Origin of the sequence: Actinomadura decatromicini (assembly GCF_008121305.1) — a bacterium.
GTDB lineage: Bacteria > Actinomycetota > Actinomycetes > Streptosporangiales > Streptosporangiaceae > Spirillospora > Spirillospora syzygii.
Window position 1 is genome coordinate 328,199 of the sequence record NZ_VSRQ01000008.1, and the last position, 23,070, is coordinate 351,268.

Genomic DNA, 23,070 nt, shown 5'->3' on the forward strand with positions numbered 1-23,070 from the left:
CCTGACCTCGAACGTCCTCGAAAGAAACGGGAGAACGAAGGAATCATGAGCTGGAACCTGCACCACGTCAACATCCCCGCCCACGACGTCCGGGCGATGGTCCGCTTCTACAACGCCGTGTTCGGCATGAAGGAGATCCAGTTCCCGTGGTCCGGTGACGGCGAGCAGGGCCAGTTGGAGACCGGAAGCGACTTCGTCGCCCTGTTCGAGGACCACAACGGCCGCCAGATCCACATCTGCAAGCCGACCCCGTCGCTGCCCTGGGACAACGACCTGCGCGTGCACCCCGTCATCAACGGCCACATCGCCATCCAGGTGGACGACATCCAGGGCGTCATGCGGCGGCTCGGCGAGCAGGGCATGCCCTTCAACGACGCCGGGACCTGGTCCTACAAGGGATTCCACCAGGTCTACACCTACGACCCGTCGATGAACGTGGTGGAGATCAACCAGCGGGTCGAGTGACCCAGCGCGTCGGCAGCCCTGGAAGGAGTCCCCCCATGCCCATCGAGCTCGTTGTCCCCACGCTGGAGACCGGGTGTTTCTTCGGCCTGATCGCGCTGGCCCTGTTCATGGTCAAGGAGAGCGCCGCGCTGTTCAACTTCGCCGTCGGCGGCCTCGCGGTCGTCGGGGGGATGGCCAGTTCGGCGATCACGGTCGGCCACGGCCTGCCGCTGCCGCTCGGCGTCCTCGCGGCGGTCGCGTTCGGCGTCGCGCTCGGCCTGTGCATCGAGGTGCTGGTCGTGGCCCCGCTGGTCAAACCGGGCGGGGGTGAGGACCACCACGTCGTGATGGCGCTCGTCGCGGGCCTCTTCGCGCTCCAGCAGATGGCCGGGGTCGCCTTCGGCAAGTCGGCGCTGCCGGGGGCGACCTGGATGAAAGGAGACGTCCTCGACGTGGGCAAGTTCGTCGTCAGCGCGCAGGCGCTCATCGAGATCGCGGTGACCCTCGCCCTGTTCGTCGCCATCGGGACGCTGCTGCGCAGGACGAGGCTCGGGCGGCAGTTCCGCTCGATCGGCGACAACACGCAGGCCGCGACGATGCTCGGGATGCCGGTCCGGCGGATCCGGCTGCTCGCGTTCGCCTCGTCCGGCCTGCTCGCCGGGCTGGCGGGCGCGCTGTTCGCCAACCGCGCGGGCGTCGCGTTCACGAGCGCGCTCCAGTTCACCCTGTTCGGGTTCCTCGCCTTCGTGATCGGCGGCGCGGCCAACGTCTGGGGGCCGCTCGCCGGGGGGATCGGCCTGGCGTTCCTCCAGGCGCTCGCGATCTACTACTTCGGTCCGGCGGCGCTGACCTACGTGACCTTCGCCGTCGCCGCGCTGTTCTTCGCGCTGCGCCCGGAGGGCATCTTCGTCAAGCGGGTGCGCGCATGAGCCGCCTCACCCGCTGGCGGACGCCGATCGCGTTCGCGATGCTGATCCTCGTCGTGCTGTGGGTCGGCCAGAACGGCTACCGGCAGGACCTGGCGATCCTCATGGTCACCTACGGCCTGATCAGCCTCGGCCTGTACAGCCACTACATCATGGGCAACTCGATGTCGGTCGCCTACAACGCCTACGTGGCGATCGGCGGCTACGCCCTCGGGATCCTGTGCGTGCGCACCGACCTGTCGATGTTCCTGGCGCTGCCGATCGGGATCGTGATCTCGGCGGCGGTCGCGGTCCTGCTGGGCCTCACGACGTACAAGCTGTCCGGCTTCTACCTGGCGGCGGTCACCCTCCTGTTCGGCGAGGCGTTCGCGGCCTGGCTGGTGGACGGCACCGGCATCACCGGCGGCGCGTCCGGCGTGACGCTCACCCGCGGGCTGACGCTGTTCGGGAGCGAGGTCACCCGCCAGCACCTGGTGATCGCCGCGCTGGCGACCCTGTTCCTCGCGGCGTGGGGCCTGGACCGGCTGCGCACCTCGCCGTTCGGGATCGCGCTGCGCGCCAAGGGCGACGCGCCCCGCGCGGTCGAGTCCTCGGGCGTCTCGACGCGCGCCCTGACGCTCGTGTCGCTCGGCATCGGCGCCGGGCTCGGCGCCGTCGCCGGGTGGTACTTCGCCGCGGTGAACCTGTCGATGCTCCCCGAGTCGGTGCCGCTCTCGGTCGCGTTCGTGGCGCTGTTCATCCCGTTCCTCGGCGGCTACCGGTCGCCCTGGGGCGCGGTCGTCGGGGCGGTGGTCGTCACCGAGCTGACCTTCAACCTGACCTGGTTCCAGGACACCGGCACGCTCGCCTTCGCGATCGCCGTGCTGGTGGTGCTGATCTTCGCGCGGCGGGGACTGCTCGGCCTGCTCGGCGACGTCCTCGCGCGGGCGGCCAGGCTGGTCCGCCGGGACGGGCCGCTGCACAAGGAGGGGAGGGACCATGTCCAGCCCAGCGCTTAGCTGCCAGGGGCTGCACAAGGCGTACGGCGGGGTCCGCGCCGTCCACGGCGTCAGCTTCCACGTGTCCCGCGGCGAGGTGGTCGGCCTGGTCGGGCCGAACGGCGCCGGGAAGAGCACGGTCGTCGACCTGATCAGCGGCGAGCAGCCCGCCGACACCGGCACGGTGAAGGTCGCCGACCGGGTGCTGAGCGGGACCGCGGCCCGCCGCGCCAAGCGCGCGAAGCTGGCGCGCACCTTCCAGTACCCGCAGGTCGCGCACGAGCTCACCGCGCTGGAGAACGTCCTGATCGGCGCCTACGCGACGACCTTCAGCGGGCCGCTGTCGTTCGCGTCGACGATCGTCCGTGGGCTGGTCGACCCGCGCGCGGACCGGCTGCGGCGCCGCGCGGAGGAGATGGCGGGCTCGCTGAGCCTGAGCGATCTCGACCGTCCCGCCTCCGAGCTGACCCTCGGCCAGTTGCGGCTGCTGGAGGCGGCGCGGGCGCTCAGCCAGGACCCGGAGGTCGTGCTCCTCGACGAGCCGTTCGCCGGGCTGGACGGCGACGGCATCCAGGGCCTCTCCCGCGCGATCCGCACCATGGCCGACGCCGGATGCGCGGTCCTGCTCGTGGACCACAACATCGACATCGTCGTCTCCCTCGTCGACCGGGTGGTGCTCATGGCGGACGGCGAGGTGCGCTTCGACGGCGACCCCGCCGAGTGCATGGCGAGCGAGGAGATGAAGGAGGTGTACTTTGGCGACGACTGAGACGACCCCCGAGACGCCCTCCGCGGACGGCCGCGCCGCCCTGGAGGTGCGCGATCTCAGGGTCGGCTACGGCAAGGCCGTGGCGCTCAACCTCGCGGGCCGGGCGCTCACCGTCCCCGCCGGGGGAGTGACACTGCTGCTCGGCGCCAACGGGGCCGGGAAGTCGTCGCTGGTGAACGCGGCGTACGGGGCGGTGCGCGGCACGGGCACGGTGCTGCTCGACGGCGCGGACGTCTCCGCCGCGAGCGCGGTCGAGCGGGCCCGACGGGGAATGGCGCTCGTCCCGCAGGGGCGGCAGCTCTTCCCGCGGATGACCGTCCGGGAGAACCTCCAGGTGATGGCCGAGCTGCTCGGCCTCCCGGACGAGGCCGTCGACCGGGGCGTCGAGCGGTTCGAGCCGCTGCGGCGGGGCGTGCGCAAGTCCGCGGGCGTGCTCAGCGGCGGCGAGCAGCAGATGCTGGCGATCTCGCGGGCGCTGCTCGGCGAGCCGCGTGTCCTGCTGCTCGACGAGCTGTCGACCGGGCTGGCGCCGGTGATCGTCGGTGAGCTGCTCGACCTGCTGACCGGTCTCGCCGAGGACGGGGTGGCGGCGCTGCTCACCAGCCCGACCAGCACGCGGCTACTCCGCCACGTCGACCGGGGGTACGTGCTCGTGCGCGGCGGCGTCCACGCCGGGCCGCTCGCCCCGGACGACCTCGACGCCGCCTACGCCGAGGCGCTCGGCAGCGTGCGGCGCGACGTCCGCGACGGCTCCGCCGCCGGTCACCGGGCCTGAGGCGGCCCGATGCGTCCGGACGCGGAGACCGTGGTCGGGGTCGTCGGGCTCGGGGCGATGGGCGGCCGCCTCGCCGACCGCCTCGCGGGGGAGGGCGGGCGGGTGCTCGGCCACGACCCCTTCGGGGGGACGACGGAGGCCGAGCGCGTGGACGACCTGGCCGCGCTGGTCGAGGCGGCGTCCGTGCTGCTGCTCGTCCTGCCCACGGCGGCGGCGGTGCGCGGCGTCGCCGCCGAACTCGCGCCGCTGGTCGGCCCGGACCACGTCCTGGTGAACCACTCGACGGTCGCGGTGCGGGACGCGGTCGCGCTCGGCTCGCTCGCCGGGACCGGCTGCCGCGTCCTCGACGCGCCGTTCTCCGGCGGCACCGAGTCGGCGGTCGCCGGGACGCTGACGGTCTTCGCCGGAGGCGGCCCGGACGCGCTGCGCGCGGCCGGGCCGGTGCTTGCCGCGTACGCGTCCCGGGTGGTGGCGTGCGGCCCGCTCGGCGCGGGGACGACCGTGAAGCTCCTGCACCAGCACCTGGTCGCGGCGCACGTCGTCGCGGCGGCCGAGACGGTCCGGCTGGCGGGGGCGGCGGGGCTGGCGGAGACCGACGTCGCCGAACTGCTGGCGGGGACGGCCGCCGACTCGACGATGCTCCAGGTCCTGGTCGCGCGGCTGGCGGAGGGGCCGGGGCCGGTGCGCGGCAGCACCCGGATCCTGCACAAGGACGCGACCCTGGTCGCCGAGTTCGCCGAGAGCCTCGGCACGCGGCTCGACCTGCTCCCCGCGATCACCCGGATCCTGGCAGGCCACCTGGGGACGGCCGACGCCGACAGGGACATCGCTACGCTGGCCCACGACGCCTAGGGAGCTATATTCTATAAATTCCTGGAGGATAGGAGAGGGCAAGAATGGCTCCACGCACGGTCACTCCATGAAACGGGAAAAGCGGATCTTCCATAGTCGATAGAGTATTATCCAGATCCGCTGTTTGACTCCCGGAGGGCGACGTGTCGAGCGCGACGGATTCCACGGCGAGCGGTCCGCCGTTGAGCAAGACCGCCTACGTCCTGGAGCGCCTGCGCCGGGAGATCGCGGACGGGCTCATCAAGCCCGGCACGAGCCTGCGGCAGACCGACGTGGCGAAGCGCTACGGAGTCAGCCCCACGCCGGTGCGCGAGGCGTTCCGCCTGCTGGAGGCGGAGGGCGCGCTGAACTACGAGTCCCACCGGGGCGCCACCGTCAAGGACATGACACCCCAGGAGATCGAAGACCTCCACCTCCTGCGCTCCGAGGTCGAGGGCCTCGCCACCGCCCTCGCCGTCGAGCGGATGGAGGACGCCGCCCTCGACCGCATCCGCGCCGCCCACCAGGACCTCAACGACGCGATCGAGGCGGGCGACCAGTCGCGGCTGCCGGTGCTGAACCGCGCGCTGCACTTCGCCATCTACGAGGCGGGGTCGTCGCTGGTGGCGCTGCAGGCCGCCTCCCTCTGGGCGTTCGTCCCACCGCGGATGACGATCTGGAAGGACGAGAAGAACGCCCGGTCCCTCTCGGACGACCACCGCCGGATCATCGACGCCCTGGAGCGCGGCGACCCCTACGACGCGCGCCGGTCCATGGCCGAGCACATCCTGCACGCGGCGCGCCTCCGGCGGAACACCCCGCCGCCCGCCTGACCCGAAGCGTCCGCCGCCAGGGCCTACCCGGTGATCTCGTGTTCGTCGTCGGGGGTGCGGCGGGTCAGGCCGCGCGCGGCGAGCAGTTCCAGCAGCGGGACGGCCACCCGCCGCGTCGTGCCCATCGCCTGCCGGGCGGCGCTCAGCGTGAACGGCTGCGGGAGCGCCTTGAGGACGTCCAGCGCGCGGCGGTCCACGTCGGGGAGCAGGACGATCCCCGGCGCGACGCGCACCAGCCGGCCGAGCCGCTCGGCGGCGGCGAGCTCGGTGTTGCCGAGGCCGAGCTCGGCGAGGCGGTCGGCGGTCGGCGCGGCGAACGGCGCGGCGGCGAGGTCGAGCTCCAGAGATCGGACGGCCTCGTCCAGCTCGCCGGGCAGCGCGGCCACGTGGCCGGGCGGCGTGAGCAGGCCGGAGGCGCAGTCCAGTCCGGCGTCCGCGGCGAGCGCGGGCACCAGCGCGGGGTCGGGGAGGCCGAGCCGCTGGACGGCCGCCGCCACCGGCATCCCCGGCTCCAGCGGATGGTCGGCCCGGTGCCGCCGTTCGGCCTCGGCGAGGTCGGCCGCGTATCGGGCCCAGCGCTCGTCGGACGTCCACCAGTCGCCGTGCCGGGGCGCGCCGGGCGCGGGCAGGCCCATCGCGGCGAGGTCGGCGCCGCGCAGCAGGCCGCGGCCCAGCCGGGCGGCGGCGACGTCCGCCGCCGTCCGCACCCCGGCCAGCTCGGCGGCCCGGGCCCGCGCCGCGCCGCGCCTGCGGAGCGGCGGCGGGTCGACGTCCAGGACGCGCAGCCCCGCGGCGATGCGGCGGCGCCCCGGGTCGCGGAGGACGGCGCGGTCCCCGTACCGCAGCGGCAGCGGACGGTCCAGCCGCAGCCGTCCGTGCGCCGGGCCGAGCGGGCGCAGCCGGCACGGCACGGCCGCGGTCCCGATGTGCAGGACGAGCCGCTCCGGCGGCGCGGCCGACGAGGTCGGGCGCAGCTCCACGTCCACCTCGGACGCGGTCCGCCACGCGCCGGGCGTGAGCAGCGGCAGCCCGCGCGGCACGTCGGCGCGGTCGACGCCGCGCAGGTTGAGCGCGACCCGCGCGGTGGCGGTCACACTGTCCCGGCGCTCGCCCAGCGCCTCGATGCCCCGCACCCGGACCGCCCGCCCCTCGGTGTTGAGCAGCTCATCACCCACGTGGACCGTGCCCGCGCCGAGCGTGGCGGTGACGACCGTCCCGGTGCCGCGCACGGAGAACGACCGGTCCGCCCACAGCCGCACCGGCGCGGCGGCGTCCGGGCGGGGCAGTCCGGCGACCAGGTCGACGAGGGCCGCGCGGAGGTCGTCGAGCCCGGCGCCGGTGACCGCGCTGACCGCGACGGCGGGCACGTCGCGCAGCGTCCCGCCCGCCATCCACTCGCGCGCCTCCGCGATCGCCGGGGCCGGGTCGGCGAGGTCGGAGCGGGTGACCGCCAGCACGCCGTGGGACACCCCGAGCGCGTCCAGCGCCTCCAGGTGCTCGGCGCTCTGCGGCATCCAGCCCTCGTCGGCGGCGACCACGAACAGCACGGCGGGCGCCGGGCCGACCCCGGCGAGCATGTTGGCGACGAACCGCTCGTGCCCGGGGACGTCGACGAACGCGATCTCGCCCGCACCCGGAAGCGTCGTCCAGGCGAACCCGAGGTCGATGGTGAGGCGCCGCCTGCGCTCCTCCTCAAGCCGGTCGGGCTCCATCCCGGTCAGGGCCCTGACCAGCGTGGACTTGCCGTGGTCGACGTGCCCGGCGGTGGCGATCACATGCATGGTCCTCGTCCTCCCGCGTGGGTGGCCACCGGTTCAGTTGCGCGCGGCGCGCAGGTCGGCCTCGATCCGGGCGGCGGCGTCCAGCAGCAGCGGCAGCAGCTCGCGGCGCATCCGCGCGGCGGGCACCCGGCCCGCCGTGACGGAGACGTTGGCCGCCGCGATCACCGTGCCGGCGGCGTCGCGGATCGGCGCGGCGATCGACCGCAGGCCGTCCTCCAGTTCCCGGTCGACCAGCGACCAGCCCTGCCTGCGCACGCGGTCGATCTCGCGGCGCAGCGTTGCCGGGTCGGTCGTGGTCCGCTCGGTGAACGGACGCCGCGCGGCCCGGGCCAGGCGGTCGTCCAGGTCGGCGTCGGGCAGCCCGGCGAGCAGCACCCGCCCCATGGACGTCGCGTACGCGGGGAAGCGGGTGCCGACGCTGATCGCGACCGTCATGATGCGCGAGGTCGGGATGCGCGCGACGTACACGACGTCGTCGCCGTCCAGCACCGACACCGACGACGTCTCGCGGATCGTCGCGACCAGCCGTTCGAGGTGCGGCTCGGCGACGTCCGGCAGCGAGAGCGCCGACAGGTAGGCGTAGCCGAGCCGCAGCACCCCGGGCGTCAGCGAGAAGAGTCGCCCGTCGGTGCGGACGTAGCCGAGGTCGACCAGCGTGAGCAGGAACCGCCGCGCGGCGGCCCGGGTGAGGCCGGTGGCGCGGGCGACCTCGCTCAGCGTCAGCCGCGGCGTGGCCGAGTCGAACGCCCTGATCACGTTGAGCCCGCGCTCCAGCGACTGGACGAAGTGCGCCCCGCGGTCGTCCGCGCGGCCGGTGCCGTCCGGCGCGGTGTCGGGCACTGCCATCCGCTCATCATGCGGGAGCCCTGTTCGGATGACAAACATCCGTACTACCTCCGCACGTCGCCGAGACCGCGAAAACCGGACATATAGGCTGTTGACAACATCAACACCCCAGCACAGAATCAACTATCCGAACATTCGTCCTGGTTCCGCACGCCGGATCGCCATGATCGCGGCGTGGAGAGGGGTCGTCATGGCCGGCAGGATCACGGTGTTCAACCCCGAGGGCAACGCGCCGACCGTGGGCGGCAAGTCGCTGGCCCCGCGGCCCGACAGCCTGGAGGGCCGGACGGTCTTCCTCGTGGACGCGGGCTTCGAGAACTCCGCCGACCTCATCGACCAGCTCCGCGCCTCCCTCCACGAGCACCGGCCCGGGATCACGACCGTGACCGAGCACCTGTCCACGCCGTTCGACCCGGCGCCCGACCTGTACGCGCGGATCGCGGCGGAGGGGGACGCGGCGATCCTCGGCGTCGGCCTTTGAAGCGGCTGCGCGCCGGCGGTCGCCGGCCACGCCACGCGGCTCGAGTCCGAGTACCGCGTGCCAACCGTCTCCGTCCACGCGGACGCGTTCGCGCGGCTCGTCGCGTCGACCAGCCGCCTCGCGGGCGTCCCGACGCTGCGGCACGCCTTCGTGCCCTCGCCGGTGCCCGGCCGCACGTCCGCCGAGCTGCGCGGGTACGTCGAGGGTGACAACCCCGTCTCCGGCAACCCGTTCGCGAGGGACGTCCTCGACGGGCTGACCAGGCCGCTCGACGACGCCGACATGGCCGGGGCGACGTTCGAGCGGGCGAGGTCCCGGCTGCTGGAGCCCGCGACCGAGGACGACCTGCACGACCTGTTCCTGGAGAACGGCTGGACCGACAGGCTGCCGATCGTCCTGCCCACCGAGGAGCGCGTCGCCGCGATGCTCGCCGGGACGAGCCGCGCGCCCGGCGAGGTCGCCGGCCGGCTCCGGGCCGCGTCCACCCGCGAGTACTGGGAGTTCACCGTCGAGCAGGCCGCGGTGAACGCGGTGATGGCCGGGGCGAGGCCCGAGTACTTCCCGGTGATCCTCGCGCTGCTCGGCAGCGGCTACTCGGCCCGGCACAGCAGCATCTCCTCGATGTCGGAGGCGGTCGTCGTCAACGGCCCGGTCCGCGACGAGATCGGGATGAACTCCGGGATCGGCGCGCTCGGCCCCTACAGCCGGGCCAACGCCACGATCGGACGCGCCTACGGCATCGGCTCGCAGAACCTCCAGGGCGGCTCGGCGCCCGGGATCAGCTACATGGGGTCGCTCGGCAACCCGTTCTCGTTCACGAACCTCACGTTCGCCGAGAACGAGGAGCGCAGCCCGTGGGAGCCCTACCACGTCCAGCACGGCTTCGCGCCCGGCGACAGCACCGCGACGATCTTCCGCGGCGTCCGGACCATGATCACGTCGGGCGGGATCGCGGACGACTGGCGGGAGCACTCCGCCCGGCGGGTCTTCAACGCCACCCGGGCGAGCGGCGGCGTCGTGCTGCTGCTCGACCCCCTGGCCGCGCAGAACCTCGTCGAGCACCAGGGCTTCGCCCGCAAGGCGGACCTCATCGAGTTCATCTCCGACACCGGGCGGATGACCGCGCGCCGCTGGTGGGGCCACGGCCTCCAGGAGCTGTTCTTCGGCTACCGCGCCCGCGCGGGCGAGGAGCCGTGGGCGAGCTACCTGGCGGCGGACCCGGACGAGCAGGTGCGGATCAACGTCCCCGAGGACGTCCACGTCATCGTCGTCGGCGGCCGGAGCGCCGCCGCCTGGAGCGTCCTCGAGGGAATGGCCAACGGCACCGAGCTGGACCGGTCGCTGTCCGGCCGGACCGTGTCCGTCGACGAATGGCGCTGAGCACGGAGGGTGCGCGCGCCCGCGACAGGCAACCGGCACAGAGGAGGACCAGGACCCATGAAAGGCAGACCGCTCGGTTTCCCTGTGGGGGGCGGGCCTCCCACGCTCCCCGGGGACCGGCACGAAGGGCGGGGCCGCGGAAGGCGGCCCGCCTGGATCGCGTGGATCGCCGGGGCCTCCGCGCTGGCGGCGGTAACCGCCGGTTGCGGCGGCTCCGGCGGCGGCTCGGGCGACGCGTCGCTGCGGATGTACGCGTCCCCGGCGGTCAAGACCGGGCTCGACGCGCTCATCAAGGAGTTCAACACCGCCAACGCTCCGCGGATCAAGATGACGGTGCGGTACATGCCCGCGCCGAAGATCGGCCCGGCCGTGACCACCGAGATCCAGGCCGGAAACCCGCCCGACATCCTCGGCATCTCGCCCGGGTCGGGCGGCGGCGCCACCGGGCTGCCGCTCTACAAGCTCGCCAAGGCCCACCGCTTGGAGGACCTCAGCTCCAAGCCGTGGACGAAGGGCCTGCCGCCGCTGCTGGCCCCCACCGTGACCTACAAGGGCAAGGTCTACGCCCTGGTCACGGGCATGTCCACGGAGTTCATGGACTACACCGTCGACGAGCTGAAGGGCTGGGGGCTCAAGCCGCCGTCGACGTTCGCCGACCTGCTGAAGCTCTGCGGGGAGATCCGCAAGCACGGCAAGTACGCGCTGGTGCCGGGAGCCGCCGACCCGGCGGGCAACCGCATGCTGTTGCAGTCCTTCTCCGCCGCCAACGTCTACAGCGACGACCCGGGCTGGGACGAGAAGCGCGCCGCCGGGCAGGTCAAGTTCCAGACCACGCCGGGCTGGCGGCAGACCTTCCAGCAGGTCGTGGACATGATCAACGCGGACTGCTACTACCCCGGCGGCGCGGGCCGCACCACCGAGGAGGGCAAGAACCTCCAGATCAAGGGCGACAAGGCCGCGATGGGGATCGGGCCGTCGACCGCGTCGACCTACGTCACCGCGCGGAACCCGAAGCGCAAGTGGGCCGCGATCCCGGTGCCGGGACGGCGCAGCAGCACGCTTCCACTGGAGGTGGGCGCGATGTCGGTCGCCGCCCACGGCAAGCACGTCAAGGAGTCGATCGAGTTCCTCGACTTCGTGGCGCAGCGCCGCGACCAGCTCGCCACGGCGACCGGCTCCTTCTCGCCCGCCCAGATGGCGCGCGGCGAGCTGCCCGCCTTCCTGAAACCGCTGGAGCCGCTGGCCAAGCAGGGCAGGTACAGCCTGGGCGCCAGCACCATGTGGCCCTCGGACGCCCCGGCGCTGGCCGCCTACAAGATGATGGCGGGCCTCTACAACAAGACCCGGACCGTCGACGACATCCTCAAAGCGATGGACGAGTCCTGGGACGCCACCCGGAGTTGAGTCCCTTCAAGGGGCGGAAAGGACCGGCCACGGACGGCCCGGGTCGGCGAGGTGGCGGTGGGCGGCGAGCGCGGCGGTCGCGCCGTCGCCCGCCGCGGCGACCGCCTGCGCGGCCGAGTCGGACCTGATGTCGCCCGCCGCGAAGATCCCGCGCAGGGCGGTGCGCATGGCGCCGTCCGTCGGGACGCGCCCGTCGTCGTCCAGCGGGAGCAGGCCGCGCAGCACGTCGGTCCGCGGGCGCAGGCCGACGTACACGAACACGCCGGTGACCTGCTCTTCCGCCGTCTCGCCCGTGCCGGTGTGCCGGACCTTGACGCCCGCCACGGCCGTGTCGCCGACGATCTCCTCGACGGCGGTCGAGCCGCGCACCTCGATCGCCGGGTGCTCCAGGACGCGGCTCGCGTACGTGTGCTGTCCGGCGAGCCGCTCGCCGCGATGCAGCAGCACGACCCGCTCCACGTGGTCGGTCAGCTCCAGGGCCTCCAGCAGCGCCGAGTCGCCGCCGCCGACGACGGCGACGGCCTTGCCTCGGTGCAGCGGCCCGTCGCACGTCGCGCAGGTCGAGACGCCGTGCCCGCGTAGCTTCTCCTCGCCCGGCACGCCCAGCTCGCGCAGCGCCGACCCGGTCGCGACGATGACGGCTCCGGCGCGGACCTCGCCGTCGCCGGTGGTGGCCGTCCAGCCGCCGTCCGCCGGGGCGAGGCCCTTGAGGGCGCTCGTCACGAACTCGACGCCCGCGTCCTGCGCCTGCTCCTGGATCATCGGGCACAGGTCGTAGCCGGGGACGCCCGCCGGGAAGCCGGGGAAGTCCTCGATCCGGCCGACGCCGATCAGGTGCCCGCCGCCGATGTCGTCGCCGAGCAGCAGTCCCGTCCGGCGTCCGTTGCGGGCGGCGAACAGCCCGGCGGTCAGCCCGGCCACGCCGCCGCCCGCGACGAGGATCTCGAAGTCGTCCGTCATCTGATCGCCTCCCCGGTCTCGGGGTCGAAGAAGTGCAGGTCGGCCGGGTTCACCGGGATGGCGACGGTCTCCTGCGGCTTCACCGGGGACGCGGGCGAGAACCGCGCGTACACGGTGACCCTGTCCGCGGCGCCGGGGCCGGCGGCCACCGGCCGTCCGGGCAGTTCCACTTGGACGAGGCGCTCGTGCCCGAGCATCTCCACGACCGTCACCTTGCCGCGCAGCCGCCCGGCGGCGTCCCCGGGCGCGGTGCGCGGCGCGTCGGTGAGCTTCTCCGGACGGACGCCGACGACGACCTCCGAACCGGCGAAGCGCTCCAGCGCCCGGTGCAGCTCGCGCGGCGCCGGTATCCGCTCGTCGCCGACGACGCAGCGCAGGTCGCCTGGGCCGTCGGCGACCAGCGGGCAGCTCAGCAGGTTCATGCCGGGCGAGCCGATGAACGTCGCGACGAACATGTTGCTCGGACGCCCGTAGACCAGCTCGGGCGTGCCCTCCTGCTGGAGCAGACCGTCGCGCATGACGGCGATCCGCGTGCCCATCGTCATGGCCTCGACCTGGTCGTGGGTGACGTAGACGGTGGTGACGCCGAGCGTCCGCTGGACGGTGGACAGCTCGGCCCGCATGTGCATGCGCAGCTTCGCGTCCAGGTTGGAGAGCGGCTCGTCCAGCAGGAACGCCTGCGGCTTGCGGACGATCGCCCGCCCCATCGCGACCCGCTGCCGCTGTCCGCCGGACAGCGCGCGCGGCTTGCGTTTCAGCAGCTCGCCGAGGCCGAGGAGCCGGGCCGCCTCCTCCACCCGCTCCTTGATCTCCTGCTTGCGCCTGCCCTCGCACTGCAAGGGGAAGGCGATGTTGTCGTAGACGCTCATGTGGGGGTAGAGGGCGTAGTTCTGGAACACCATGGCGACGTCGCGCTTGCGGGGCTCGACCCGGTTCACGACCGTGCCCCCGATGCTGATCTCGCCCTCCTCGATCGTCTCCAGCCCGGCGATCATGCGGAGCGCGGTCGTCTTGCCGCAGCCGGACGGCCCGACGAAGATCATGAACTCGCCGTCCGCGATCTCCAGGTTCAGGTCGCGGAGCGCCCGCGTCCCGCCCGGATACACCTTGCCCAGCCCGCGAATGCCGATCGTTCCCATGGTCAGCCCCGGATTCCGCCGGCCAAGCCTCGGACGAACTGCCGCTGCGCGACGACGAAGACGCCGAGCATGGGGAGAATGGCGATCGTCGCTCCCGCGAACACAAGGTTCCATTGGGTGTAGTTCTCGTTGACGAAGGAGTTCAGAGCGACCGGCAAGGTGCCGATCGAGCTGCCGCTCATGAAGATGAGCGCGATGAAGAAGTCATTCCACACGATCAGCCCGGACAGCATCGCCACGGTCGTGGTGATCGGCCGCAGCAACGGGATGACGACTCTGAAGAACGTGCGGAGCATTCCGGCGCCGTCCACCTGCGCGGCCTCCTCGTATTCCGTGGGCAGCGCGCGGATGAAACCCACGTAGAGGAAAACGGCGAAGGGCAGGATGCCCGCCGTGTGCAGGAAGATGATCCCGTGGTAGGTGGCGAGCAGGCCCGCGCTGCGCATGACGACGTAGACCGGCACCAGCCCGAGCGTGGCGGGCATGATGAAGCCGATCACGAAGAGGATGTAGAGGCCGTTGCTCAGCTTCGACGTCCGCCTGGCGATCACGTACGCCGTCATCGACGACACCAATACCAGGCAGACCACGCTGCCGACCGTGATGATCACCGTGTTGAAGAAGGCGCGTCCCATGCCGCCCGTCGTGCCGCCGTTCGACCAGGCGTCCGCGTAGTTGCCCCAGTCCGGGTCGGCCAGCGGCGGCTTCAGCGGTTCGCGCGTGAGCTGCCGGTCGCTTTTCAGCGAGATCGCGATCAGGAAGTAGAAGGGTAACGAGAACAGCATCGCCGCCAGGATCATCGCCAACTCGCGGACGAAAGACCGTGAGGTGTACCGGAAGGCACCCATCTACAACCGCCTTTCCCGGCGCCGCTGATACATCATGTTGGCGATTCCCAGAATGGAGATCAGCACGGTCATCACCATCGCGATGGACGCGCCGAACCCGAACCGGCCCTCGACGAACGTCTGCTGGTAGACCTGCGTCGCCAGGGTCTCGGTCGAGTACACGGGACCGCCGCCGGTGAGCGCGTACACCTGGTCGAAGACCCGCAGCCCGGAGATCAGCATCAGCGTGGACACGATGGTGAACGCTGGCGCGAGCAGCGGCAGCGTGACGCGCCGCAGCCGCATCCAGGTCCGCGCGCCGTCGATGACGGCCGCCTCCTCCAACTCGTCCGCCACGCCCTGCAGCCCCGCCAGAAAGATGATCATCGCCTGGCCGGAGTGCTGCCAGACCATGACGACCAGCACGCACCAGATCGCCGTCGACGGGTCGCCGAGCCATTCGTGGCGCAGCGGGTCCAGGCCGATCCCGCCGAGCATCCGGTTGATCGCGCCGTCGTAGGTGAACATGTACTGCCAGACGTAGGAGACGGCGAGCGGGCTGAGGACGGCGGGCGCGAAGAACAGGGTCCGCAGGACGTTGCGCGACTTCAGCGTCCGGTTCAGCGCGAGGGCGAGCACCAGGCCCACGACGTTGACCAGCACCAGGTAGCAGGCGGCGAGCACGAACGTGTGCAGCAGCGCGTCGCGCTGGACCCGCGAGTCCATGATCTCGCGGAAGTTGTCCCAGCCGACGAAGTTCGCGGAGTTGAAGCCGTCCCAGTCGGTGAAGGCGTACACGCCGCCCGACAGCGGGGCGGCGAAGTGCATCCCGATCAGCAGGACGACGCCGACGAAGGCGAGCGCCCAGGGCGGCTTCCGCGCACCGCCCGCGGGCCCGTCCTCCCGCCGCCACCGGTCGCCGGGCACGGTGATCCTGCGGCTCATCTGAGCTCCCTCTGGCCGGTGGCTGCTCCGACCGGCGCCTGGGGCACAGGATCATATACGAAATTGGGTAAGTCAATAGAAAATAGAGTGCGCCGCGATGAGCGGTAGGAGCGTGCGGTTCAGCGCACCAGCAGGCTGTGGTCGCGGGCGGCGACCAGCTCGCCCACGATCGGCGCGCCCGGCACCTCCCCGGCGACGAGCAGGCCACCGGAGGTCTGCGCGTCCGCGAGCAGCAGCCGGGTCTCCTCGTCCGCCGAGCCGAAGTCGGTGTGCGGGGCGACCCAGTCGAGGTTCCGCCGGGTCCCGCCGCTGACGTAGCCGTCGCGCACCGCCTCGCGCGCGCCGTCCGCGTAGGGGACCGCGGCCGCGTCGATCACGGCGGACACGCCGGAGGCGCGGGCCAGCTTGTGCAGGTGCCCGAGGAGACCGAACCCCGTCACGTCGGTCGCGCACACGGCCCCGGCCTTCAGCGCGGCCTCGGCGGCGTCGCGGTTGAGTTCGGTCATGATGGCGACGGCCTGCTCGAACACCTCGCCGGTGGCCTTGTGCCGGTTGTTCAGGACGCCGAGCCCGAGCGGCTTGGTGAGCGACAGCGGCGTGCCCGGACGTCCCCGGTCGTTGCGCAGCAGGCGGCCGGCGTCCGCGATCCCGGTCACCGCCATCCCGTACTTGGGCTCCGGGTCGTCCACGCTGTGCCCGCCGCCGACGTGGCACTCGGCGAGGACGGCGACGTCGAGCCCGCCGCGCAGCACCTCGCGGGCCACGTCGAACGGCAGCACGTCCCGCGGCCAGGCCAGCAGGTTCACCGCGACGAGCGGACGTCCGCCCATCGCGTACACGTCGGAGAGCGCGTTGGCGGCGGCGATCCGCCCCCAGTCGTACGGGTCGTCGACGACGGGGGTGAAGAAGTCGGCCGTGGCCACCACCGCCGTGTCACCGGAGATCCGCACGACGGCGGCGTCGTCGCCGGAGTCGAGGCCGACGAGGAGGTCGTCGTCCGGTCGCCCGCCGAGGCCCGCAACGACCTCCTCCAGCTCACCCGGAGGGATCTTGCAGGCGCATCCGCCACCGTGCGCGTACTGGGTCAGCCGCATCGTCCCCCCCACATTATGCAGGAAATATTGTATACAGCACGCCTCAGGCGTTCGCCCTCAGCTCCTGCCTCACTACCTTGCCCGCGGCGCTGCGGGCCAACGCCTCCACGAACCGGACGATCCGCGGTTCCTTGTAGGACGCCAGCTCCGCGCAGACGTGGGCGACGACCGCCTCCTACGCGGATCGGGGTGCGTTCGAGGACGTGGTGCGCGGCGAGCAGGTCGGCCTCCGGCGCGTCAGCGGGGACGGGCGTCGAAGCCCAGCCGGAACGGGCTCAGCGTGCGCGGCAGCGGCCGTTCCCGGGAAAGGCGGAGCCCGGCGTCCTGCCGCAGGTCGAAGTCGCGGAGCGCCAGCCCGAGGAAAAGGCTGGCCGCCAACAACGACAGATGCCTTCCAGGGCATTTCCCCGGGCCTTCGCTGAACGGCACGACCGCCCACTCGCGCTCCGCCGTTCCGTCCAGCCAGACTTCGGGCTCAAAGGAATCGGCGTAGGGGAGGGTCTCGTCGTCCCACTGGAGGAATGGCGTGTGGATCAGGAATCCGGTTCCGGCGGGCAGGGTCCTGCCCGCCCATTCGGTCGGAAGGGTGCTGTCGCGCAGAATCGTCATCGTCGTGGGCCAAAGGCGCACTGATTCCAGGACGCACGCCCGCCCTCAGCCCGGCCAGGCTGCCCGGCTCGGGACGGTCGAGGTAGCGGCGCAGCCGCCGGAAGAACTCCCGCCGCGTGCCCGCGCGCCGTGGGTGCGCGAAGGCCCAGTTCGCGTTCATCCGCAGCGTGGTGAGCAGGTCGCCGCCTCCTCGCGGATCTTGGGGATGAGCGCGGCCGCGTGCGGGTGCACCCGCTCGCCGGTGCCCAGCACCTCCTCGTTGAACGGGCGGTGCGTTATCGCCGTGCTGGGCCGGGTAGTGCCCGGCCATGGCCGAACGGAAGAACGACCAGGACAAGCCGCTCGCCGACCGGCGGGCCGAGCAGGGCGCGCCGCAGGAGACCGACGCGGACTTCGCCGACGAGCACACGCCCAGCGCCACCGACCCGCCGAACGCCCGGGCCGACGCGCCGGGCGGCGAGGACGACGGCTACAGCCCGCAGACCGAGGTCCCCTGAGTCGCTAGTCGGGGTGCGGCGGGCGCTGGTCGGGCGGCGTCCCGCCGCCTTCGCCGCCTCCCTTGTTCCCCTTGTCGGTGCCGTGCGCGTGGCCCTTGGAGCGGGTCGACTTCGGGTCGGTGGCCTCCGGCGCGGGCTCCTCGGTGACGGAGGTCCGCTCCGACCGCCGGATCTCGGGCTGCTGCGGGTTCGGCATTCTGCCCGCCTCCCTTTTCGTCGTCGGGTCAGGCATGGACCCTTCGGGCCCTTCCCCGCGTGCCGATGTGAAACGGCCGCGTGCCCGCCGTATTTCTCTCCGGTCCGGAAGTTACGGGCCCCGCGAGACGGGAAGAGCCGACGAACCACCCGCGAGGCCGGTGCGGAGAACGCTCCGTCCGGTGGACGCGGAACGGCGGCAGATCGAGCGAGGTGACGAACCGTGGGCAGTCCTCCGGGCCAGAGCCAGGCCTATCCGGGCGAGACGCGGAAGATGGATCCGCAGCCGCGCGACGAGATGCGCGGCTACGAGGGCCGCGGCCTGCTGAGCGGACGGCGGGCGCTGATCACCGGCGGCGACTCCGGCATCGGCCGCGCGGTCGCGGTCGCGTTCGCCAAGGAGGGCGCCGACGTCGCGATCACCTACCTGGAGGAGGACGAGGACGCGCGGCACACCGCCGGGCTGGTCGAGAAGGAGGGCCGCCGCTGCCTGACGTTCGGCGGCGACCTGGCCGACGAGCGCCACGCCCGCGAGGTCGTCGGACGCGCGGCGGAGGGGCTCGGCGGCTTGGACGTGCTGGTCCTGCACCACGGCACGCAGGAGCCCGTCGACGACGTCCGCGAGATCGGCACCGAGCAGCTCGACCGCACCTTCCGGGTGAACGTCCACAGCCTCTTCTGGACGGTCCAGGAGGCCCTCGGCCACCTGCCGGACGACGGGTCGATCGTCATCACCGGGTCGATCAACGGACTGCGCGGCAACAAGACCCTGATCGACTACTCGGCCAGCAAGGCGGCCGCGATGACCTTCGCGCAGTGCATGGCCCAGTCCCTCATGGACCGCGGGATCCGGGTCAACACCGTGTCCCCGGGCCCGGTGTGGACGCCGCTCATCCCGGCGACGTTCGACGAGGACCGCGTCGAGGGCTTCGGCGAGCAGGCCCCGATGGGGCGCCCGGCCGACCCGGACGAGATCGCGCCGTCCTACGTCTTCTTCGCCAGCGGGCGGCTGTCGTCCTACTACACCGGGCAGAACCTCGTCCCGGCCGGGGGAGAGATCCATCCCGGCTGACCGGTCCGCGCGGCCGCGGGGCGCGCTCGCGTCCCGCGGCCGGCGTCGGCGATCCGGACCCGTGCCGGGTCCCGGATCACGGCCGGGTCAGCAGTGCGTGACCCGGCCCTTGATGATCTTGATGTAGCGGCCCGAGACCCACTCGGGCGTGCTGATGCCCAGCCGGTACCATCTGCGCGTGTTGCCGATCTTCTGGCCGAGCGCCCAGCACTTGATGTCGACGACCTGGCCCGGGTTCAGGTGGCCGAGGATCGCCGAGCGCGTGGTCGGCTTCGCCCGGATCGCCAGGCGGTGGCGGCTGATGACCCGCCCCTTCGGGTAGGCGTTGATGGCCACGCTCGCCACCGGCCCGGCCGTGGCCGGCAGAGGCGACGCCAGCGCGACCGGCGTGACGACGCCGGTCCCGACGACACCGGCCAGCAGGACGGTGGCGATCTTGTACTGCCGTTGCATGAGATCTCTCCCCGTGAGCATTCCGACGGTTACGAATCCCCACATGCCCCTATGTAGCGAGAGATAACTCTAAGTAGTGAACCGGTCACTCTCCATTGAAGGTCGAGCCCATCCCACGGGAGCCGCGCCGGGACTCAGAGGTCGCCCGGTGCGCGGGGGTCGGCCGCCTCGTCGCCGAGGCTGAGCAGCAGGGTGCGCAGGACCGCGGCGAGGTCGTCCTGCCGGCCCTGGTCGAGCGCGGCCAGGAGGCGGCGCTCGTTGTCGAGGTGGGCGGCGACGGCGCGGTCGATGAGGTCGCGCCCGGCGGGCGTGAGGGCGACGATGACCGTGCGCCGGTTGGCGGGGTCGAGCTCGCGCGTGACGTAACCCTTGGCGACGAGCCGGTCGAGCCGGTTGGTGACGGCGCCCGAGGTGACCATCGACGAGCGGGCCAGCTCTCCCGCCGTCAGGCCGTGGGGAGAGCCGCTGCGGCGGAGCGTGGCGAGGACGTCGAACTCGCCCCGCTCCAGGCCGAACTCGCTGAACAGGACCTTGAGTTCGCGCTCGGCGAGCCGCGTCAGCCGCGAGAGGCGGCCGAGGACCCTCATGGGGGACGGGTCGAGGTCGGGACGCGCGCGGGACCACTGCTCCACGACGACGTCGACGGCGTCACGCACCACGGCACGCACCTTTCAGCGTTGAACTGTTTGACATCAAGTTAGCATCCGGCGTAGCGTCCTTAACGCTAAACATTTCAACGTTGAGAGGTAGTTCATGCGCCTTCGGACGATCTCCGCCGCCGCGCTGGTGCTCGGGCTGGCCGTCACGACGGCCGCGCCGGTCGAAGCGGCCGCCGGTCGCCGTACCGCCGGGCAGCGGCCCGGCGCGGCGGCCTATCCCGACACGATCCGGTTGCCCAACGGGTTCCAGCCCGAGGGCATCGCGACCGGACCAGGCCCGGTCGCCTACGTCGGGTCCATGGCCGACGGCTCCGTCTACCGCGCCGACCTGCGCACCGGAGACGGCGCGATCCTCAGCCGCGGGCCGGGCACGCAGGCGCTCGGGCTGAAGACCGACCGGCACGGACGGCTCTTCGTGGCCGGCGGCACGGGCGGCGACGCCCGCGTCCTGGACACCCGCACCGGCCGGACGCTGGCCACCTACCGGCTGGCGACCGGCCCCGCCTTCGTCAACGACGTCATCCTCACGCAGGGCGCGGCGTGGTTCACCGACTCCACCAACCCGGTGCTCTACAAACTGCCGCTGCGCGACGGACGGCTGCCCGCCGCCGCCGTCCGGATCCCGCTCACCGGCGACCTCGTGTACCGGACCGGCCCGGACAGCGCCGCCTTCAACGCCAACGGCATCACCCCCACACCGGACGGCCGGGGCCTGATCGTCGTGCAGTCGAACACCGGGGGACTGTTCCGCGTCGACCCCGCGACGGGCACGACCCGCCGCGTGAACCTGCACGGCGAGTCCCTGCCGGAAGGCGACGGCCTACTGCTCCACGGCCGGACGTTGTTCGCCGTGCAGAACCGCTTCAACACCGTGGCGGTCCTGCGACTGAACGCCGAAGGCACCGACGGTCATGTCGTCCAGCGGGTGACGGATGCCCGCCTCGACCTGCCGACGACCATCGCCGCCTTCGGCTCCCGGCTCTACCTGTCCAACATCCGGTTCTTCGCCACCGGCCCGACCCCTGACGTCCCCTACAACGCCGTCGCCATCCCCCGCCCCTGAACGACGCGACCACCCCGGCACCGAGCAGGTGCGGCATCGGATCCGCTTGCTCAGTTGAGGCGCCAGAACTTGATGGTTTGAGGGGTCTCGCCCACGGCAAGGGTGTTGCCGTCGGGGCTGAACTGCAGCAGCGACGCGATGCCGTTGCTCGTGAAACCTGGATCGATCGTTCCGCGATGTCGCTGGGTGGTCACGTCCCAGATCTGGATGCCGATCCCGTCGTTGGCGACGGCGAGCGTTTTACCGTCGGGACTGATGGCGGTTATGTAGTCGGGGGGATCCGTAGATCCGAGCGCAATGGTCGTTCGGGCGCCCAGATTGGCGAGGTTCCAGATGAGTACGAGGTTTTCGCCATCGGCCCTGACGCTCTGGCAGGTGAAGGTCTTGCCGTCGGGGGTGAAATGTGGGTCGTCGTGGCATCCGGTCAGCGACTGCCCCGCTTTGCCGTAAGCGTTGACGTTGCGCAGTTGCATGTCGTCCACGCGAGCTCTGAGGACGGTCGTGAGGTCCGTCGGGCGCAGGACCAGTTTGTGGAGGTCTCGGTCACCTGGACCCTCGATGATCGGAGGACGGCGCTGCCGACCGGACACCGGATCCCGAAAGTGCAGAGCAGGATAGTTGTTGCTGATGATCAGCGTCTTGCCGTCGCTGGTGAAGGCGAGGTCGTCGATGGAGGGTTCGATATCGCTGGGCCCGATGCGGAACTGGCTGATCCTGGCATGGTTCCGGGCATTCCATACCCGTACGAACCCTTCATGGGTTCCGGTGGCGATGGTGTCGTTCCGATGAAATGCGATGGCGGTCACGCCGATGAGCGACCCGGTACCGCTCCCGGGCTCGTCGTGAACGAGTGGAGCTTTGACGGGACGCCAGTCGGCGATACTCCATAACCGGGTGCGGTTGTCATCGGTGCCGACGGCCACGGTCGTGCTGTCAGGGCTGAAGGCCAGCGCGGACAGGTTGACCCCGGGATCGGTCGGGAGACTCCCCAGCAACCGGGCGTTGAGCCGCAATGTCGATTGCCGACCTGTAGGGCTCCCCTTCTTGATGGGCGGCTGGAGTTTCCGGGAAGGCACCGCCTGGAGCACTGGCAGGACCGCGGCCACCGCCAGCGCCGCGAGGATGCCGACGACCTTCATGAGGCGCGGGTGCCATCTGTGGGCGTCGGGCTCAGGGGAGCTGGGCGCCTCCTCATCGTTCTGGACGAGAGGTGACGTAGCGGCCGAGTAGAAGTGAAGGGCACTGCCACCGCTGGAGTCGTCGCTGGTCGAAGGGTCGTCTGGGAATGCCGGCGGCTGTCCGGCCTCGTGGACTTCTCCTTGCTCCGAGTGCGTTAGGGCCGCAGGCTGGTCAAGCGACTGCTTCAGCTCATCGAACCGTTGCCTATGGCGCCGACCGGCGCGTGCCAGGTTCCTCAGCGCATGCTCTTGCTCATCGAGGCAGGGCTCAGCCTCGACCGACCGGATGCCCCGCCCCAGAGCGGTCAGGCGGGCTAGGGCCTGGTCGGCGAGTTGTTCGGCGGCCTGCTTCTGCGCGCGTACCTCGCCGAGTTCCGACTCGGTACGCCAGTGACGCTGGTTGGCGCGCAGAACTTCCTGCTGCGTCTGGGCCAGTTGCTCCTGCAACTGACTGGTCACGCTGTCATCACCGGCGCCGGTCCGCTCCCGCAACCGCTCCAGCAGCCGGTCCCGCTCACCGGTGACCTCGTCAAGGTGACGCTTCAAGTCAGAGGCGAGGGCCATGTACCGCATCAGCAGGTGCTGAGCGGCGTGCGCCTCGTCCTGGCTGACCCGCGCCAACCGCGCGAACGCGAGCAATTCGCTGGCGATCACCCGATCCAGCGGGCCCCCGGGCGACGCCGCGCTCGGCTGACCGACAGTGATGTACAGGTCCCGGCCCGCAGCGTAGGCGTCCCGGGCGGCGCCCACATCCTGGCGGGCCCCTGCCTCGGCACCGCCATCCGACTCTGACTCGGACTCGTCCCGACCGGGCGGCTCCACCGGAGGATCGCTTCCCACAGCGAGCACGCTACGCACGCCCTCCGCGCGGCGCCGCCTCGTTCACCGCGGAGTTCAACCACCGGGCCATGTCCGGCCATGGGACGCACGAT

25 protein-coding genes are annotated in these 23,070 nt (G+C 71.9%); 13 read left to right on the forward strand and 12 right to left on the reverse strand.

Features of this window, described 5'->3' with window-relative positions; genetic code table 11:
• Window positions 1–45 precede the first annotated feature (45 nt).
• The 7 genes from FXF68_RS34325 to FXF68_RS34355 all read left to right on the forward strand — a co-directional run bounded on the left by FXF68_RS34325 (window position 46) and on the right by FXF68_RS34355 (window position 5,555).
• On the forward strand, window positions 46–465 hold the full coding sequence (locus FXF68_RS34325; RefSeq protein WP_148766728.1) for a VOC family protein: 420 nt from the start codon (window positions 46–48) through the stop codon (window positions 463–465).
• 35 nt (window positions 466–500) lie between these two features.
• Window positions 501–1,373: a branched-chain amino acid ABC transporter permease gene (locus tag FXF68_RS34330; protein ID WP_148766730.1), complete on the forward strand. Its 873-nt coding sequence runs from the start codon at window positions 501–503 to the stop codon at window positions 1,371–1,373.
• On the forward strand, window positions 1,370–2,368 hold the full coding sequence (locus tag FXF68_RS34335; protein ID WP_148766732.1) for a branched-chain amino acid ABC transporter permease: 999 nt from the start codon (window positions 1,370–1,372) through the stop codon (window positions 2,366–2,368). Before FXF68_RS34330 ends, FXF68_RS34335 begins: the two co-directional genes overlap by 4 nt.
• The gene (locus FXF68_RS34340; protein WP_148766734.1) at window positions 2,349–3,116 is read left to right on the forward strand and encodes an ABC transporter ATP-binding protein; all 768 of its coding nucleotides are present in this window, start codon (window positions 2,349–2,351) and stop codon (window positions 3,114–3,116) included. Before FXF68_RS34335 ends, FXF68_RS34340 begins: the two co-directional genes overlap by 20 nt.
• Entirely contained in the window at window positions 3,103–3,891 is a 789-nt protein-coding gene (locus FXF68_RS34345; RefSeq protein ID WP_148766736.1) for an ATP-binding cassette domain-containing protein, read from the forward strand. Before FXF68_RS34340 ends, FXF68_RS34345 begins: the two co-directional genes overlap by 14 nt.
• A 9-nt stretch (window positions 3,892–3,900) precedes the next feature.
• Complete coding sequence (locus tag FXF68_RS34350; protein ID WP_148766738.1) at window positions 3,901–4,743, forward strand: NAD(P)-dependent oxidoreductase; 843 nt, start codon at window positions 3,901–3,903, stop codon at window positions 4,741–4,743.
• A gap of 143 nt (window positions 4,744–4,886) precedes the next feature.
• On the forward strand, window positions 4,887–5,555 hold the full coding sequence (locus FXF68_RS34355; RefSeq protein ID WP_148766740.1) for a GntR family transcriptional regulator: 669 nt from the start codon (window positions 4,887–4,889) through the stop codon (window positions 5,553–5,555).
• Between the two features lie 23 nt (window positions 5,556–5,578).
• On the opposite strand, the gene selB is transcribed toward FXF68_RS34355, so the two are convergent.
• Entirely contained in the window at window positions 5,579–7,336 is a 1,758-nt protein-coding gene (selB, locus tag FXF68_RS34360; protein ID WP_148766742.1) for a selenocysteine-specific translation elongation factor, read from the reverse strand.
• A gap of 33 nt (window positions 7,337–7,369) precedes the next feature.
• Window positions 7,370–8,182: an IclR family transcriptional regulator domain-containing protein gene (locus FXF68_RS34365; protein WP_148766744.1), complete on the reverse strand. Its 813-nt coding sequence runs from the start codon at window positions 8,180–8,182 to the stop codon at window positions 7,370–7,372.
• Window positions 8,183–8,372: 190 nt separating this feature from the next.
• On the opposite strand from FXF68_RS34365, the gene FXF68_RS34370 reads away from it, so the two are divergent.
• The 3 genes from FXF68_RS34370 to FXF68_RS34380 are packed head-to-tail and all read left to right on the forward strand — an operon-like array spanning window position 8,373 to window position 11,447.
• Window positions 8,373–8,663, forward strand: coding sequence for a UGSC family (seleno)protein (locus FXF68_RS34370; RefSeq protein WP_148766746.1), 291 nt, complete (start codon window positions 8,373–8,375; stop codon window positions 8,661–8,663).
• Between the two features lie 57 nt (window positions 8,664–8,720).
• Window positions 8,721–10,043, forward strand: coding sequence for a hypothetical protein (locus tag FXF68_RS34375; protein WP_148766748.1), 1,323 nt, complete (start codon window positions 8,721–8,723; stop codon window positions 10,041–10,043).
• 57 nt (window positions 10,044–10,100) lie between these two features.
• Window positions 10,101–11,447 (forward strand): ABC transporter substrate-binding protein, encoded by a 1,347-nt coding sequence (locus FXF68_RS34380; protein WP_148766750.1) that lies wholly within the window; start codon window positions 10,101–10,103, stop codon window positions 11,445–11,447.
• 6 nt (window positions 11,448–11,453) lie between these two features.
• Here FXF68_RS34380 and FXF68_RS34385 read toward each other — a convergent pair whose 3' ends face one another.
• From FXF68_RS34385 to FXF68_RS43315, 6 genes are all read right to left on the reverse strand, one after another.
• Window positions 11,454–12,407, reverse strand: coding sequence for an NAD(P)/FAD-dependent oxidoreductase (locus FXF68_RS34385; protein WP_148766752.1), 954 nt, complete (start codon window positions 12,405–12,407; stop codon window positions 11,454–11,456).
• On the reverse strand, window positions 12,404–13,546 hold the full coding sequence (locus FXF68_RS34390; RefSeq protein WP_148766754.1) for an ABC transporter ATP-binding protein: 1,143 nt from the start codon (window positions 13,544–13,546) through the stop codon (window positions 12,404–12,406). Before FXF68_RS34390 ends, FXF68_RS34385 begins: the two co-directional genes overlap by 4 nt.
• Before the next feature lie 2 nt (window positions 13,547–13,548).
• On the reverse strand, window positions 13,549–14,346 hold the full coding sequence (locus tag FXF68_RS34395) for a carbohydrate ABC transporter permease (protein WP_246179103.1): 798 nt from the start codon (window positions 14,344–14,346) through the stop codon (window positions 13,549–13,551).
• A gap of 48 nt (window positions 14,347–14,394) precedes the next feature.
• Window positions 14,395–15,318 (reverse strand): carbohydrate ABC transporter permease, encoded by a 924-nt coding sequence (locus FXF68_RS34400; RefSeq protein WP_148766759.1) that lies wholly within the window; start codon window positions 15,316–15,318, stop codon window positions 14,395–14,397.
• A gap of 119 nt (window positions 15,319–15,437) precedes the next feature.
• On the reverse strand, window positions 15,438–16,412 hold the full coding sequence (gene selD, locus FXF68_RS34405) for a selenide, water dikinase SelD (RefSeq protein ID WP_148766761.1): 975 nt from the start codon (window positions 16,410–16,412) through the stop codon (window positions 15,438–15,440).
• 237 nt (window positions 16,413–16,649) lie between these two features.
• The gene (locus FXF68_RS43315) at window positions 16,650–17,051 is read right to left on the reverse strand and encodes a cytochrome P450 (protein ID WP_281292250.1); all 402 of its coding nucleotides are present in this window, start codon (window positions 17,049–17,051) and stop codon (window positions 16,650–16,652) included.
• Between the two features lie 278 nt (window positions 17,052–17,329).
• Here FXF68_RS43315 and FXF68_RS34415 point away from each other — a divergent pair, with 278 nt between their 5' ends.
• Window positions 17,330–17,518: a hypothetical protein gene (locus FXF68_RS34415; RefSeq protein WP_148766763.1), complete on the forward strand. Its 189-nt coding sequence runs from the start codon at window positions 17,330–17,332 to the stop codon at window positions 17,516–17,518.
• Between the two features lie 4 nt (window positions 17,519–17,522).
• Here FXF68_RS34415 and FXF68_RS34420 read toward each other — a convergent pair whose 3' ends face one another.
• Window positions 17,523–17,714 (reverse strand): hypothetical protein, encoded by a 192-nt coding sequence (locus FXF68_RS34420; RefSeq protein WP_148766765.1) that lies wholly within the window; start codon window positions 17,712–17,714, stop codon window positions 17,523–17,525.
• A gap of 273 nt (window positions 17,715–17,987) precedes the next feature.
• Here FXF68_RS34420 and FXF68_RS34425 point away from each other — a divergent pair, with 273 nt between their 5' ends.
• Window positions 17,988–18,785 carry an SDR family oxidoreductase gene (locus FXF68_RS34425; protein WP_148766968.1) on the forward strand — a complete coding sequence of 266 codons (798 nt, stop codon included), beginning with the start codon at window positions 17,988–17,990 and terminating at the stop codon, window positions 18,783–18,785.
• Between the two features lie 87 nt (window positions 18,786–18,872).
• On the opposite strand, the gene FXF68_RS34430 is transcribed toward FXF68_RS34425, so the two are convergent.
• Together FXF68_RS34430 and FXF68_RS34435 are read right to left on the reverse strand one after the other, a co-directional pair.
• Window positions 18,873–19,238: an SH3 domain-containing protein gene (locus FXF68_RS34430; protein WP_187438250.1), complete on the reverse strand. Its 366-nt coding sequence runs from the start codon at window positions 19,236–19,238 to the stop codon at window positions 18,873–18,875.
• A 134-nt stretch (window positions 19,239–19,372) separates the two neighbouring features.
• Window positions 19,373–19,897, reverse strand: a complete 525-nt coding sequence (locus tag FXF68_RS34435; protein ID WP_342787217.1) for a MarR family winged helix-turn-helix transcriptional regulator — start codon at window positions 19,895–19,897, stop codon at window positions 19,373–19,375.
• Between the two features lie 94 nt (window positions 19,898–19,991).
• Here FXF68_RS34435 and FXF68_RS34440 point away from each other — a divergent pair, with 94 nt between their 5' ends.
• A complete protein-coding gene (locus tag FXF68_RS34440; RefSeq protein WP_148766769.1) occupies window positions 19,992–20,960 on the forward strand; it encodes an NHL repeat-containing protein in 969 nt (322 codons plus the stop codon).
• A gap of 50 nt (window positions 20,961–21,010) precedes the next feature.
• On the opposite strand, the gene FXF68_RS34445 is transcribed toward FXF68_RS34440, so the two are convergent.
• The gene (locus FXF68_RS34445) at window positions 21,011–22,978 is read right to left on the reverse strand and encodes a WD40 repeat domain-containing protein (RefSeq protein ID WP_148766771.1); all 1,968 of its coding nucleotides are present in this window, start codon (window positions 22,976–22,978) and stop codon (window positions 21,011–21,013) included.
• Window positions 22,979–23,070 lie beyond the last annotated feature (92 nt).